Origin of the sequence: Enterobacter sp. PP-008-ECC_S150, from assembly GCF_045257065.1 — a bacterium.
Taxonomy (GTDB): Bacteria; Pseudomonadota; Gammaproteobacteria; order Enterobacterales; family Enterobacteriaceae; genus Enterobacter; species Enterobacter chengduensis.
The window spans coordinates 1-14,514 of the sequence record NZ_JBJHHG010000023.1 but is presented as its reverse complement, the minus strand read 5'-3'; the positions used below and the strand labels follow the sequence as shown (position 1 = coordinate 14,514).

Genomic DNA, 14,514 nt, shown 5'->3' with positions numbered 1-14,514 from the left:
TTTATGAACATCAAAAGATTGGTACTCAGTGCTCTGGTTGTAGGTACATCCTCATATCTTACGGGGTGCTCCATCGGTAGTTCCGAATCCGAATGTCCAGGCATTGAAAAGGGCGTTATCTGTAAAGGTCCTCGCGAAGTTATGGAGTTAACTAATAATCGAGATGATCTGTCTGCACTGGCGGGGGAAGAGTCGGAATCGGGAAAGGAGAAATCGGCTGTCAATGACAGCCGTTATCCAACTGAAATTAGCCCTCCAGGGGAAGTCAAATATCCACAGTCTACTACCCTTAAAAATCAGCCTGTGGCTTATTCAAAAACCGAAATTAAGCCAGTTGGTCAGTTACCTGTCATGTACGATAAAACTTTAAAAATGGGTGCCCCTACTTCATCCATTGGACCACGGCCTATTTCTGGTGTACCGGTTAATTCAAACGTAAGGATGACTAGCAGTTATAGCACTGCCTCTTCAACTGGTAACCCTTTCGTTCATCCGGCTGCGGAAGTCGTTAAACAAACAAGCTATCCGGTTTCTGCTGGAAATGCCCCACGCTACGTTGCACCTAATTCTGATATCAGCCCTGGTAAGGATATGTACTCTCTTTACAATGGCCAGCCCGTTAACCCGACTCTCAACCCTGGGCAGATCCAGCAATACCGTTCGCAAGGTTATAAACAAGCTGTAGTGGCTCCTGAACCACTTGCTGTTCTGCAACAGGGGAAAGTAATGAGAATTACTTTTGCACCTTATACCGATGATAACGATGCGCTTAATCTTCCCGGCTACGTTTATGTCAACGTAAAACCGCAAACATGGATTGCTGGCAAGAATTCGACCTCAAACCCAGCTCGCATAGTTCCTTTAGAAGTACAGGATGCGGCCCGGGAAAATATGCAGCAGCAACAAAAAGCAACTAAAGCTGTCTCTTCGAACGGCATTGTTAGACAACTGTAAGGTCAAATATGGAAGCTATCAATAATTACAATAGCGGTTTAAATCGCCATCAATTAGGTGGGTTTATCCCTGTTTACGATCAATTAGCAGGGACTCACTATTTTTTGATTGATGGCAACAGATTAGGGTTTATGTTTATCTGTAATCCATCCCCTGGAGTTTTTGATAATCAGCAAGATGTTCTTGCTGAAATGTTCAAAATGGATTTCCCTACAGATACTGTCTGTCAAATATCTCTGACTGCATTGCCAGACCTGACTTTACAGCTTAGTGCTTGGTCAGCTGTGCGAGGTGGGCGTATGACTGGGAACGATAAGCTTAAAGCAGATCTGCTTAATGGTTATCAGTTGGACTACTACGACAGAAGTATGCATAAGCCTTTAAAACCTGATCATGATAACCTTATGTTGAGGGATTTTCAGGTATGGATCTCGCTATCGATTCCTTTACAGTCTGCCCTTCCTACCGAGCTGGAACATTCGCGTATCGATTCACTTTACTCTGAACTTGTAAGTAAGTTAATTACGATTGGATTGCATCCGTTTAAGGTCGATGCAGAAAACTGGCTCTATTGTATAGATAAGGTCGTAAACCCCGGAAAGAACTCCCGGTGGGCTGAAGGTTTCATAGACGTTAACACTATGAAAAGGCTTAATGAACAAGTTAACGTTCCCGGCCGTAAGTATACAGTCACAGAAAATCATTTCTCATCAGTCACACAAAGTGACGACGAATCTGAGCATCGTTACTTCAAACAACTTTCCGTTGTAAAGTTTCCTGAATACGTCAATTTCGGTTGTATGTATGAGTTAGTAGTTAACTGGATGCATGGACGTAAGACAATTTTCAGCCCATTTATGATCACTCAGACTGTTCAGTTTGCCGATCCGCTCAAGTTGTCAAAAGAAAACGTCCGCTACAAAGCAATCACTAATAAACAGGCAAGTATACCTTCAGTTGTCACATTCTGCCCTCGCCTGCGGGATATGGATAATGACTACATGGCCGTAACTCGCGAGCTTGAGGATGGCGCAAAGCTTTTAAGAGGGTATCTTACTTTCACTGTTATGGGTAGTAATGCCAATTCTGTGCAGACAGCAGCTAACGATCTCAAATCCTTTTACCTCGAAAGCCGGGTCAAAGTAGCAGATGATTCCTTTATCGTTTTCCCGTCATTTATGTCATGTCTGCCAATGTGCAATGACCCAAAGACAATTTTCGACCTTGACCGTTCCGAAGTAGTGAGCAACACCGGAGCGGCTCATATGACACCGATCTTTGGGCCCTGGAAAGGTAATACAGATAGACCAGTACTGAGTTTAGTTTCTCGTGAAGGTCAACTCATGGGACTTGATATTTTCAAGACTTCTGCAAGCTATAACATGGTTATTGGTGCAACGTCAGGTGCAGGGAAGTCATTCTGGACAGCATATCTAATCAATAACTATCTTGGAGCTGGACCGCGATCTAATAACCTCGTTCATTATCGCTCAACATTTAAGCATTTTTTAGAAAACGAATACCCAGATGATGATCCTGACGGTGCTCAAGTATTTGTTGTGGACGTGGGCCGTTCTTACCAGGGGATTGCGGAACAATATACAAACAGTCAATTTATTGATTTCGGTAAAACCCCTGACTTCACCCTAAATCCCTTTGCCTTCCTAACTGACATCACTGTTAACGACGATGTATTTAACGAAGCACCTGAATTTACCGGTGAATCAACTTCAAACGATGCAGAAAAAGACAAAGTTGCTCAGACCATAATGGTTTTGAATCAGCTAAAAATTATGGCTTCAGAGAAAGGCCTTATCGATGATTATCAACAATCAGTGATGCTTCAGCTTATTGCAGAAGAGTACCAAGAATCCAGAAAATCAGGTCGGACCGGTTCAATAACCGGCTTTGCTCTGCGTTGCAAGAAGCATGAAGACAAACGTATAAAGGATATTGGGGAGCAACTCGGAGCATGGTGCGAAGGTGGAATTTATGGGCACCGGTTTACCGATACGTTGCCTCCAATCAACTTCGACAGCAGATTTATTGTTTTGGAACTGGAGGAGCTAAAAGGCACCCCCCACCTTCAGACAGTTGTATTAATGTCTATCATTCAGGCTGCTCAGCATGCAATGTTCATCAAAAAAGATGGGCGTCGTCGCTTGTTCATCCTTGATGAAGCATGGGAGTACATTCGTCCTGATAATTCATCAGGTGCCGGAAATCAATCAAACCAATTCTTCTCTTCCTTCCTCGAAGCGGCATGGCGTAGGTTCAGGAAAACAAACTGCGCTGGCATCTGTATCACACAGTCGTTTGAAGATTATTTTACTTCTTCTGTTGGCCGGGCCCTGACTGCTAACTCGCCTTGGAAGATAATCATGAAACAAGAAAAAGAAAGCATTGAAGCAATGAAGGCTAATAAATATTTTTCTACTTCAGATGCAGAATATGAACGTATGAAAAATATTCGTACAGTCAAAAAGGTGTTTTCAGAGATGTTAGTCAGGTTCGAAAACTTCCAAGAGATCTGTCGGTTATACGTAGACCGGAAAATGGAGCTTTGTTTTACTACGGATAGTGCTGACAGGAGTAAATTATGGGAAATTCAAAGCCGCGAGAATTGTAGCTATGGCGAGGCAATAGAAATTCTCTATGCTCAAGAAGTAGCAGCGGGTTTGGCCGCGTAGAGTAAATATCTTCAAGCAAAAATAATTAAACCAGATGTCTCATAAGAATCTGGTTTTTTATTGTATGCCTTAAGTAAACAAATGAGGTTGTGACTTAATGAGTTCATCACTGTGCTGCAAATTTTGGTTTTATAATTAATGTGGTGTAAAAACAGTGACATAAATACAAATCGCAGTTAGGTTGTGTACGCATTAAGTAAACAAAATTTATAACTTCAATACTGACATTATAAGATGAAAATCACGTAAATTACATTTTTGTTTACCAAAGGTAATCAAAGTAGCGCGGCATTATTAGTGAAAACAGATCACTGGTGTCATTTTGCATACAAAACTTAATATCCTTTAATCATTCTTCTAAAAGTTTATTATTAACGGTTTGGTTTCTGAAAATTTATCCAATTTGCTCACCGAAGACTTTTAACTTATTTAACCCCCTTTATCGCCAAACTGTGATTTTCTAATGTTAGTCTACAGTTCTAGGGCCCTTGCTCCCATGATGCGAATCCTGCCACCTAATAAAGATTAACGCCTCATTCCTGTATGCCGGTCTTACGACGCCAGTGCACGGACTATTTTTGGTCATCACAAGGACAGGCGGGAGATTTAATCAGGGCGTGGTGTTGCTGAGCAGCAGCTGCGGCACTGTAAGCCGAAGGCGGAATTAACTCCTTTATCACCATCTGGGGACGTCATTATGGGTAGCCCTTTTAACTTGCTCAGGACCATTAAGCTAAAATTCCGGATAGCGATTGACGTAAGATTTAGGCTAAGCAGGTAAAGTGATCCCCGCTCCCGGGGTGACAACTTTATACAAAAGGCCGAGCGGAAGATTGTCCTTAGGGAATATTTCTTTAACACAGCACGGGCACTTACTCACGCTGCCGGATTTAACCCCCTTAATCGCCAAACTGGGGTTCTGTCCTCATGCTGGCCTTCAGTTCTGGGCGGGGTTGCTATCACTTGCTCCCTAATGCGAGATGTACCTGCTGATACAGATTAACGTCATATTCCTGCGTGCCGGTCTGCCGACACCAGTGCACGGGCTTTTTTCGGTCATCACATTACCGGGCAGGAGATTTTATCAGGACGTGGTGTGACTGAGCAGCAGCTGGGGCACTGTCATCCGCTTGCAGATTTAACCCCCTTAATCGCCAAACTGGCGTTCAGTCCTGATAGTGTCCTTCCGTCCTGGGCAGGGTTGCTAACACTGGCTCCCTTAATACGAAATGCGCCTGCTGATAAAGATTAAAGTCACATCACTGCATACCGGTTTGCCGACTCCGGTGCATGGCCTTTTCCGATAATCACAAGGACGGACGGGTGATTATATCTGTGCATAGTATGTCTGAGCAGCATCAGAAGGCACTGTCAGCCACTGGCAGATTTAACCCCCTTAATCGCCAAACTGGCGTTCAGTCCTGATAGTGTCCTTCCGTCCTGGGCAGGGTTGCTAACACTTGCTCCCTTAATACGAAATGCGCCTGCTGATAAAGATTAAAGTCACATCACTGCATACCGGTCTGCCGACTCCGGTGCATGGCCTTTTCCGATAATCACAAGGACGGACGGGTGATTATATCTGTGCATAGTATGTCTGAGCAGCATCAGAAGGCACTGTCAGCCGCTGGCAGATTTAACCCCCTTAATCGCCAAACTGGGATCAGTCCTGATAGTGTCCTTCCGTCCTGGAGAGGGTTGCTAACACTTGTTCCCATGATACGAAATGCGCCAGCTGATACAGATTAACGTCTCATTGCCCATGCCGGTCTGCCGACACCGGTGCATGGCCTTTTCCGATATTCGCAAGCACAGATGCTTGATTTTTTCAGGGTGTAATATACCTGAGCAGCATCTGAAGGCACTTTCAGTCGCTGTCAGATTTAACACCCTTAATCGCCAATCTGGGATTTTATGATGTTAACCTCCAGTTCAAGACCCTTGCTCCCATGATGCGAACCTTGCCACCTGATAAAGATTTACGCCTCATTCCTGTATGCAGGTCTTACGACTCTAGTGCACGGACAATTTTCGGTCATAACAAGACCTGGCGGAAGATTTAATCAGGCGTGGTGTGACTGAGCAGAAGCTGGGGCAATGTCAGCCGCTGGCAGAAAAAACCCTTATTCGCCATCTCAAACCGTCATTATGGGTAGTCCTTTTAACTTTCTCAGGACCATTAAGCTTAAACTCCGTTTAGAGAATGACGTAAGATTTAGGCTAAGCAGGTTAAGTGATCCCTCTCCCGGGTTGAACACTATATTCATCGTACGAGCGGAAGATTGTCCTTCGGGAAATATTTCTTAAACACCGCTCGGGATCTTATTGCCACTGGCGGATTTAACCCCCTTAATCGCCATACTGGGGTTCTGTCCTGATGCTGGCCTTCAGTTCTGGGCTTGGGTTGCTATCGCTTGCTCCCATAATGCGAAATGTGCCTCCTGATACAGATTAACGTCATATTCCTGCGTGCCGGTCTGCCGACACCAGTGCACGGGCTTTTTTCGGTCATCACATTTCCGGGCAGGAGATTCTATCAGGGCGTGGTGTGACTGAGCAGCAACTGGGGCACTGTCAGCAGCTTGCAGATTTAACACCCTTAATCGCCAAACTGGGATTCTGTTCTGATGTTGACCTTCCGTTCTGGGCGGGCTTTGGTTTACTAACACTTACTTCCATAATACGAAATGTGCTTGATGATGCAGATTAAATTCACATTACTGCATACCGGTCTGCCGACACCGGTGCATGGGCGATTTCCGACGATCTCAAGAACATATGGGAGATTATATCAGGGAGAGTAGTATGCCTGAGCAGCATCTGAAGGCACTGTCAGCCGCTGTGAGATTTAACCCCCTTAATCGCCAAACTGGGGTTCTGTCCTCATGCTGGCCTTCAGTTCCGGGCTGGGTTGCTATCACTTGCTCACATAATGCGAAATGTACCTGCTGATACAGATTAACGTCATATTCCTATATGCCGGTCTGCCGACATCAGTGCTTGGGCTATTTTCGGTCAAAACAAGACCTGGCGAGAGATTTAATCAAGCGTGGTGTGACTGAGCAGCAGCTGGGGGCACTGTCATCCGCTTGCAAATTTAACCCCCTTAATCGCCAAACTTGGGTTCAGTCCTGATGTTGGCATTCCGTTCTGGGCGGCGTTGCTATCACTTGCTCCCATTATGCGAAAAGTGCCTGCTGATACAGATTAACGTCATATTCATGCATGCCGGTCTGCCGACACCAGTGCACGGGTTTTTTTCGGTCATTACAATACCGGGCAGGGGATTAAATCAGGGCGTGGTGTGACTGAGCAGCAGCTGGGACACTGTCAGCCGCTGGCAGATTTAACCCCCTTAATCTCCACACTGGGGTTGCCTCCTTAAGTTGGGTTTTATTTCGGGGTGAGGTTGCTAACTCTGCTCCCATAATTCGTAGTGTGCCTCCTCAAGAGATTAACACCTCATATCTTTAGACTGGACTGACGACAACGGTTCACAGTTAGGAAACGTATATCAGCACACCGGTGAGATAGATTTTAGGGTCTAAGCAAGAAATAGGGTAGGCGTGAAGATTCATTAATGGAGCTCTTAACTTCAAAGCGTAGAGAAGGAGACAAGAATCGTGGTTTAAACAGGTTGTGCATTAGGTATGGACTAGAGAGTCTGAGCTCACATCTGCAAGTTAAGCTCACAAAAAATCATAAAAAAGTAAACAAACATTAGCTTAAGATTGAAACTAAGGATAGAATTGTACGCATAACAAGGAAATGGACGCATTATACGTAAAGTTTACATATATGCGTAAAAGTCGGTTTTCAGTGCAAAAAGGTCATAACCATGAATTTACTTGAAAAGATCGCCCTCGTTGGTCAGCGCATGAAAAGCGAGCAGATTTCTCTAAAGGAATCTCTGATGGCTTCATCAAGAGTATCTGTTTCTGATGATAGTGTTGATGGTGTTGATAGACTGATCTATAACCACTGTTTGAATAAAAAAAATCTCTCTGATTTTTTTGGGAAGTCACGAGTAACGTTCAATAAAATACTTTCGGACTTAGAAGAAAAAGAACTTGTTGGTGCACCTATTTATCAAAACAAAAATCATCTTTACACCCGCTGGGATGTTCAAAAAATAATGGATGCCCTGGGTTATCCCAAGTACCGCGATCATTACTTTAGCAGAGCTATTGTTACTCAGAATCATAAAGGCGGTACAGGGAAAAGCACTACATCTGTAGCTTTAGCAGTAGCAGCTGCTTTAGATCTACAACTCAATGCACGTGTATTAATGATCGAATGGGACCCACAAGGTTCGATTGGAAGCAGCATGATTCAAAGTGTCTCAGAAGATGATGTCTTCCTTACAGCAATTGATGCAATCCTTGGAATTTATGAAGAAAATTCTGAGTATAAAAAATATTTAGATTCAGGATTCTCTGAAGAAGAAATCATCACTAATATGCCTTTTTCAACGCATCTGCCAAACTTGGACGTAATAACGGCTTTTCCGACAGATGCTCGTTTTAAAGATAAATACTGGCAATGTTCTAGAGAAGAACGTACGTCTTTGTTACTACGTTTCAAGGAAGTTATCTTACCGGTACTGAAGCAGAACTATGATTTGATTATTATAGACACTCCACCTGAAGATTCACCTTTGATCTGGGCTGCTGACGAAGCGGCCGATGGGATTCTTGTCGCAGTGTCACCACGTGAATATGATTACGCCTCTACTACAGACTTCATGCTTACAATAAGTGAAAGGTTTAAACAATCACCAAGTAAGGGCGACAATTTAAAATGGTTCAAAGTTCTTGCTGTCAATGTAGATGACAAAAGTCCATATGAAAGAATAGTTTTGGATAAATTAATCAGAACTGTTCAGGACCTTTTGATGTCCGCTAACATAAAAAATTCTGAAGCATTTAAGGCAGCTGCTTCCAAAGGGCGTACAGTGCTTGATATCAAAAAATCAGAGGAACTTTGTTCCGCAAAGCAGCTTGATGTCGCAGAAGAATCTGTATTACAGGTATATCAGCAATTTATAAATGAAATAAAAAGTTTTTCAGCTAAGCAAGGAGTTAACGCATGAGCGATGAGCAACATATCGGGAATGATAAATCTCGATATTTAAACGCACCAAAGCGGACAGAAGTCGGTCACCGTTCAGGTCTTGCGGGTTTGAAAACAGCACCTCGCATAAAAAAGTTATTCACTCTTCATAAGGGCCGGAGACTTGAAGCGGAACATGTGATTGTTCCAGCCCAGAGAGTGGAGAAGGAGACCTTAGTCCATCCAGCGAACCCACGAAATCAAGAAGCCCTTACAGATTATTCTGTTAGAGATATTCTTAAGCAGATTGAAGAAAGAGGGGTCGATACCGAAGGGATCGCTGTAAAAAGAGATGGGGTTTATTTATTAATAGAAGGAAGTCGCAGACGTTTCTGCTGTATAAAGGCAGAAAAGGATCTCCCCCTGTGGGTTCTTCCGGATGAACTAACCGAAGATGATATAAATTCAATTATATCCGCAGCACAAACATCTCGAAAATTTTCATATAGAGAAGTTGGGTTTCAATTTATCAAAAAAATGGAAGAAAAAGGATTTTCTACTAATGAAGAACTCGCAGCATATCTTGGGATTAGTCATGTATCGGTAGCCAAAAGAATCCAGGCGGCCCGTATTGACGAAACATTGATCTCTTTATTCCCGGATTATGAAGGAATCCCGAACTCCTATTATAGTCGCTTGTCTCGTTTACAGAAATATGTGCAAAAAAATCTATTTCCTTTAGATGAAGTAATAGATAATGTTAAAGAGGAAACAAAAGATTTAGACATTGGAGATCTCCAGGTTGCTCAAAAAGTTGTAATGGAAAAAATCACACAATCTGTGGAAAGTGTTTGTGAAAAAACTTATTCCACAAAATGGGAAACAAGTGATCTTATTACTTTTGATAACAAAGATAAGTATGCAAGAATCAGTAAAAACAATACTGGTAGAAAAATTCGCTTTGAATTCAATAGGATAAATGCGGGTTTTATTAAGGAACTAGAGGAGTTCATAAAAGAAAAATTAAAAGTACCAGAATAAATATTGAACTGCATCTTTATGATGCAGTTCATATGATTTATATTTTTAATTTCTTGTTATATTAATATGGGGTGTGCGCAGGTTCTGACATATAAGGTCTTAGTTCTATATGAACAGAAGCGCCATTCCCATCATTTACTACGTTTAAAGGTGCTTTTCCCGGCAATGACATAGTTGCAACGTCAGGTCCAGAAACAGCAAAATTATTTTCTGCTGAAGGCATTACTGTAAAAATCTTTATAGCAACATTTTCATGTCTAAATAATGAAATCCCAAAAGTAGAACCAGCTTCGGTATTGCTCACGTCCACAACCACAGGGGTTTTTCCTAGATATTCATTAGTTAGTATGTTTTTTACTAATGCCCCTTCCGGGACAGTATAGATACGGTATGGATATGCTAAAGCCGTGTGACAAAAACATATTAAAATAACAATTAATGTTTGTTTCATAGATTATCCTCATTCAAAAATAAAAGATATAACTCTTGAAAATCGTGGTTAGTAATTAGGTCCGCTTTTCCGGGAAAATCGTAACTAACAGAAAATAAAAGCGAAAGCGAATCTTTTCCTTTTGCTTTGGGAGAGATTCTGCTAAAAGCACGGTTAATAAACATAAGTTGATCTTCATTGTTGAAGCAAAGTCCAAGCATTCCAACCGTAGGAACTACGAATGTGCTTACGCTGCCTGGGGGCAAAAGTTGCTTACTACGGGCATTGTAAGCACAACGACTACCACCTAGCGTTAGGCCTGAAAGCTCAATAAAACTTCTGGTTCCATTCTTGGCGACAAGCCAAACATCAGTTCCTGAACTTTCGACACGTAAAGTAACTTTTCCGTCAGTAAAGGCCTCACTTTTATTGTATAGAATAGGGTCAAAACCAACTGTCGGGAGTTCTTCGATTTTACTTTCTACTGACTGACAACCAGTCAGTAATGCAAACAATAAAAGTGTGATAACTTTAATCATCCCGCTTCCTTAGATTGTTTTTGGCGCTCGTTATAAAAGATAATGATTCACCGGGGTAGAGAATTGTTTCTTTCGTCCAATAACCATAACCACCGAGGATATTTTTTCTTTTCTCAATATAAACGGGTTCAGAAAATACTAAATGTTGATATTTAGGAAGAGATAAGATTTCATATTTTCCTTGTCCAACTAAGAGGTAATTCTTCTCTTTAGGATTGATGGTTACTGGATTACCAACACTTTGAGGTATGTTAAGTTTTTTTATATTTAGGTCAGAATAGTCAGGAACGGACACTTGATCATTAGACGTATTTCCGGGAAGAGTAAACCCTTTACCCTGATCCGGTCCAAAGATGGCAATTATATCTTTGTTGTTTCTTGTGATCGAAACGATAGCCTGAAGGGGCGTATTAGCAAGGTCATTTATAAACGATATAGTTAGACTTGATTTTGGCTCGACCCAAACAATGCTTTTTCCGGATGTGCCTTCGCTTAATGCAATTTTTTCATTTAGTAAGATTTTATTTTTGGCAATGATATTATACTCAAGTTTTGGTATCACAATAAAAAGTGATTCTTTATTTGAAACATTCATGATTTCTAAGAAATTGGTTTTGGTCATGCTGGTCTTTAGAACAGGCCTATATTTACCATTTATAAACCACCTTCCGTTTATAAGCTCCGCTTTAGCAGATATAAGTGAATCACTTTTCTGTGCGGCAGAAGAAAAAGCATCTTTTCTATGCTCTTTCTCTTGATGTGGTGCAGCTGCTGCGTGAAGATGCAAAAGTAATGTTGAAATTGAGATAATCTTCCAATTTATCTTCATCTTGTTACCTCAATGTTGTTTTCAATCGAATCGAGTTCTAAAGGATAGGTTTTAAGTGAATAAAACTTGTTTGTTGTTTGTATTAGCTGATGACACAATAAAACTGGATTGTTCTTCATGATTATTTCTACTAATGTAAGTGCTGGTGAGTCAGTTTGCGGTATACCCGGAGCAACTATTACCTGGTCTTCTAATTTTGACATATAGAGTGATCCAGTATTTATATGCAAACAATTACCGATCAGTACTGGAAGATTGTTTTGAGTACGACCATGGGCTTTTCGAATGCTGTTTACAGGATTCCTACCTAGGACCATAAGGTTGACGTCATTTATCATCATTGGTATTACGGCATGGTCCATACCGAATAGAAACTGGCTCTGAAAAATATTCACATTGGCATAGTTGAATGCTTGAAGCGCATTATAAGTATCAGTGAATGATGTGCGGATAGGGGCGTAATCAGAAGGGCAAACCCCAATTTTTATATCGCCTTTTAGTAAAATCTGCATCATCGTACCAAGCTGGGTATTAAGAAGTTTTTTTACCTCTTCCTCTAAATAGTAACGATTCACAGCTTTATGCCACTTTCCGCCCATTACACACCATCTCTCATTGAGGTATGTGCTGGGGTAAAATGTTCTCCGGTCTTTGTTTAATGGTAACAATTTTTTTAACATTTCTTCTCCGGCTCCGGCAGCTGAGAAATGCCTCACAAAACGTCCATCGAAAAAGCCACTGTTTATCGCCTTCATCAATTCTATGGGTTCCGGCCCATAGTCAAACAAATTTCCAGTAGAGAAAATTACTATCTCTTCTTCTGGCTTTGTAACTGATTGGATCAAGTTGCACAGCGCAGAGTAATGTCCATGAGGATCTGCCAGAAAGAAAATCCTTCCGGAGAAGTTTGTAAGGTCTATAGTTTGGACGTGCTCAGCTGCCATAAATTCCTCTACGTATGTTTACATCGATGATACGGTATTTCGAACTATGATTTTTTTACAAAAAGGCGTCATTTTGGATTCTAAGCCTAAGGACCTTTGTTACTTACAGGTAAAGGCCCCAGTCCTGGCTCTCAAACAGTTCATACTTAGGATGCAAAGTAACTTTCTGATTATAATTGGCTCCTTTATAAACATGGTTAATACATGAATACAGGAAATTTAACGGTAAGGTGTTTAAAATGGAAGGATGCTGAAATAACATAGACTTACGTATTTTTTTAATAGTGTTAATGTTGATAATAGGTCACCATTAATGTATAAAGTTAATATCTAATATGGTCCTATTAATAAAAGAGAGTTTTTATGGCTGAACTATTAAAATCTGAAAGTCCTGTTTCACCATCAGTGCAGGATATCACTGAAGCTTTAAAAATCGTTGTCGATGATGGAAGTAAAGCTGCAAAACTGGTTTGTCTTAATGAAAGAAACGAATTAGTTCCCTTGCTTACACAAAATAGTTTTGTTCCAGATTTCCGTGTTCGCCATGAGGGTCTCAATCCTTTTAACTATCTTATTGATGGGCTGGAAAGGTTTTCGCATCACAGCGAATCTAGTAACTCACTGGAATCGACTGATGTATCTCACCAATACGATGAAATTAGCCGGTTAAATGTTCACCATGCACTTCATGCTTCTGGTTTAGTTCCTCAGGATGTTCACCTCTTTGTTACTTTACCACTTAGCCAGTTCTATACTGCTTTAGGGGAAACGAATATTGAAAATATTCAGAGAAAAAAAGATAATCTGATGAAACCAGTAGAGCGTTATCTTGACGGTAAACGCTATTCTTTTAACGTTTTGTCTGTGACTGTTTTCCCTGAATCTTTACCAGCTGTGACCCGGGCAGATGAAATTGAGGATATTGCTTCATTTGAATCAAGTTTGGTAATTGATCTTGGTGGTACTACTCTTGATGTTGCAAGTATTACTGGGCAATTAGAACAGATTTCGAAAGTAAAAGGTTTTGACCGTATTGGTTGTTCTATTGTTTACGATGAGATCAGCAGGTATCTTGAATCTGAGAAACTGAATACGAGTAATGCTTACATTCATCATCTTGTTGATAATCGTCATGATAAATCAGCTTTGAAGGTTGCAGAGGACAAGCGTGACGGTGTTTTTGATGCGGTAAACTCTGCGGTACAGAAGTTGCAAAGTAAAGTAATCAGAGCGGTTACACAAGTCGAAGAGAGGCCTCATAATGTTTTCCTTGTTGGGGGAGGTTCATATCTCATCGAAACAGCTATTCGTAAACATTTTGAAACGGCTAAAGTTATCATGGTAGACAATCCGCAGTTCGCATTATCTTTGGCAATTGCTGATACTATTTATTCAGAATAATGAGCTAGAACATGGCTAAATACCCTATCTCAAATAAGGCAGATAACGACCGGATTCAGATCCGGTCTTTCTGGATATCCGAAAGAAAAGCACCCTATGTTTATAGTTTCTTGAAAAAAACAGAACTTTGTCATAGGGGTGACCAACTGGATTTAATTAGGTCGGCTATTAGTACCGGGTTGGTATTAAATAATTTATTTCCTGACTTGGCAAATTTTATAAATGGTTTAAACGAAAGATTAACACTTGCAGATCTTAATATGTTTCTGAATGATGGAAATACTATAGATACTGAACCTAAGCCTCCTATTAATGTATTGCTAGAGAATGTCTTAGATCAAAAGTTTATGGAGTATTTAACACCTCTACAATTAGATAATTCAAAGCAGGATTCTGTTTCTGTAAAAGAAACCTTCCTTGTACAAAAGGAACATGCCTGCTTTGGTGTGAAGATTGAAAATGAGGGAAGCGATACCTCTATACCATCTGAAAGCCCACTTTCTTCAGGTGCATGGCTTTGTTGAATAAATCGAACTTTTGCTGAGTTGAAGGATCAGATCACGCATCTTCCCGACAACGCAGACCGTTCCGTGGCAAAGCAAAAGTTCAAAATCACCAACTGGCCCACCTACAA

Annotated in this window: 12 protein-coding genes; 8 read left to right on the top strand and 4 right to left on the bottom strand. The window is 41.1% G+C overall.

Features of this window, described 5'->3' with window-relative positions; translation table 11 throughout:
* The first annotated feature begins 3 nt into the window (after positions 1-3).
* The 5 genes from trhV (at position 4) to ACJBF3_RS21070 (ending at position 9,737) form a co-directional block, all read left to right on the top strand.
* The gene (trhV, locus tag ACJBF3_RS21090; protein ID WP_001022588.1) at positions 4-954 is read left to right on the top strand and encodes an IncHI-type conjugal transfer lipoprotein TrhV; all 951 of its coding nucleotides are present in this window, start codon (positions 4-6) and stop codon (positions 952-954) included.
* Between the two features lie 8 nt (positions 955-962).
* Positions 963-3,644, top strand: a complete 2,682-nt coding sequence (locus ACJBF3_RS21085) for a TraC family protein (RefSeq protein WP_000387412.1) — start codon at positions 963-965, stop codon at positions 3,642-3,644.
* 2,548 nt (positions 3,645-6,192) lie between these two features.
* Entirely contained in the window at positions 6,193-6,354 is a 162-nt protein-coding gene (locus ACJBF3_RS21080; protein WP_001371949.1) for a hypothetical protein, read from the top strand.
* A 1,128-nt stretch (positions 6,355-7,482) separates the two neighbouring features.
* Positions 7,483-8,736, top strand: a complete 1,254-nt coding sequence (locus tag ACJBF3_RS21075; RefSeq protein WP_001050364.1) for a ParA family protein — start codon at positions 7,483-7,485, stop codon at positions 8,734-8,736.
* Complete coding sequence (locus ACJBF3_RS21070; RefSeq protein WP_031942295.1) at positions 8,733-9,737, top strand: ParB family protein; 1,005 nt, start codon at positions 8,733-8,735, stop codon at positions 9,735-9,737. The genes ACJBF3_RS21075 and ACJBF3_RS21070 overlap by 4 nt, the downstream gene beginning before the upstream one ends.
* Positions 9,738-9,798: 61 nt before the next feature.
* Here the strand turns inward: ACJBF3_RS21070 and ACJBF3_RS21065 are convergent, their stop codons facing one another.
* Genes ACJBF3_RS21065 through ACJBF3_RS21050 form a run of 4 tightly spaced genes read right to left on the bottom strand, consistent with a single transcriptional unit; the run spans position 9,799 to position 12,479 of the window.
* Positions 9,799-10,188: a hypothetical protein gene (locus tag ACJBF3_RS21065; RefSeq protein WP_000815011.1), complete on the bottom strand. Its 390-nt coding sequence runs from the start codon at positions 10,186-10,188 to the stop codon at positions 9,799-9,801.
* Positions 10,185-10,706: a hypothetical protein gene (locus ACJBF3_RS21060; RefSeq protein WP_000598517.1), complete on the bottom strand. Its 522-nt coding sequence runs from the start codon at positions 10,704-10,706 to the stop codon at positions 10,185-10,187. The genes ACJBF3_RS21065 and ACJBF3_RS21060 overlap by 4 nt, the downstream gene beginning before the upstream one ends.
* Positions 10,699-11,535 (bottom strand): hypothetical protein, encoded by an 837-nt coding sequence (locus tag ACJBF3_RS21055; protein ID WP_000700976.1) that lies wholly within the window; start codon positions 11,533-11,535, stop codon positions 10,699-10,701. The genes ACJBF3_RS21060 and ACJBF3_RS21055 overlap by 8 nt, the downstream gene beginning before the upstream one ends.
* The gene (locus ACJBF3_RS21050; protein WP_000718595.1) at positions 11,532-12,479 is read right to left on the bottom strand and encodes a metallophosphoesterase; all 948 of its coding nucleotides are present in this window, start codon (positions 12,477-12,479) and stop codon (positions 11,532-11,534) included. The genes ACJBF3_RS21055 and ACJBF3_RS21050 overlap by 4 nt, the downstream gene beginning before the upstream one ends.
* A gap of 363 nt (positions 12,480-12,842) precedes the next feature.
* Here ACJBF3_RS21050 and parM point away from each other — a divergent pair, with 363 nt between their 5' ends.
* The 3 genes from parM to ACJBF3_RS21035 form a co-directional block, all read left to right on the top strand.
* Complete coding sequence (gene parM / locus ACJBF3_RS21045) at positions 12,843-13,880, top strand: plasmid segregation protein ParM domain-containing protein (protein WP_000818954.1); 1,038 nt, start codon at positions 12,843-12,845, stop codon at positions 13,878-13,880.
* Between the two features lie 11 nt (positions 13,881-13,891).
* Positions 13,892-14,404 (top strand): hypothetical protein, encoded by a 513-nt coding sequence (locus ACJBF3_RS21040; RefSeq protein ID WP_233904141.1) that lies wholly within the window; start codon positions 13,892-13,894, stop codon positions 14,402-14,404.
* 21 nt (positions 14,405-14,425) lie between these two features.
* A partial coding sequence (locus ACJBF3_RS21035) for a hypothetical protein (RefSeq protein WP_225526352.1) occupies positions 14,426-14,514 on the top strand: 89 nt, incomplete at its 3' end.

Excerpts from the sequence above, each read along its gene's own strand:
- ACJBF3_RS21040 (WP_233904141.1), top strand. The coding sequence starts at position 13,892 with ATGGCTAAATACCCTATCTCAAATAAGGCAGATAACGACCGGATTCAG.
- ACJBF3_RS21050 (WP_000718595.1), bottom strand. The coding sequence starts at position 12,479 with ATGGCAGCTGAGCACGTCCAAACTATAGACCTTACAAACTTCTCCGGA.
- ACJBF3_RS21075 (WP_001050364.1), top strand. The coding sequence starts at position 7,483 with ATGAATTTACTTGAAAAGATCGCCCTCGTTGGTCAGCGCATGAAAAGC.
- trhV (WP_001022588.1), top strand. The coding sequence starts at position 4 with ATGAACATCAAAAGATTGGTACTCAGTGCTCTGGTTGTAGGTACATCC.
- ACJBF3_RS21060 (WP_000598517.1), bottom strand. The coding sequence starts at position 10,706 with ATGATTAAAGTTATCACACTTTTATTGTTTGCATTACTGACTGGTTGT.
- ACJBF3_RS21085 (WP_000387412.1), top strand. The coding sequence starts at position 963 with ATGGAAGCTATCAATAATTACAATAGCGGTTTAAATCGCCATCAATTA.
- ACJBF3_RS21065 (WP_000815011.1), bottom strand. The coding sequence starts at position 10,188 with ATGAAACAAACATTAATTGTTATTTTAATATGTTTTTGTCACACGGCT.
- ACJBF3_RS21070 (WP_031942295.1), top strand. The coding sequence starts at position 8,733 with ATGAGCGATGAGCAACATATCGGGAATGATAAATCTCGATATTTAAAC.
- parM (WP_000818954.1), top strand. The coding sequence starts at position 12,843 with ATGGCTGAACTATTAAAATCTGAAAGTCCTGTTTCACCATCAGTGCAG.
- ACJBF3_RS21055 (WP_000700976.1), bottom strand. The coding sequence starts at position 11,535 with ATGAAGATAAATTGGAAGATTATCTCAATTTCAACATTACTTTTGCAT.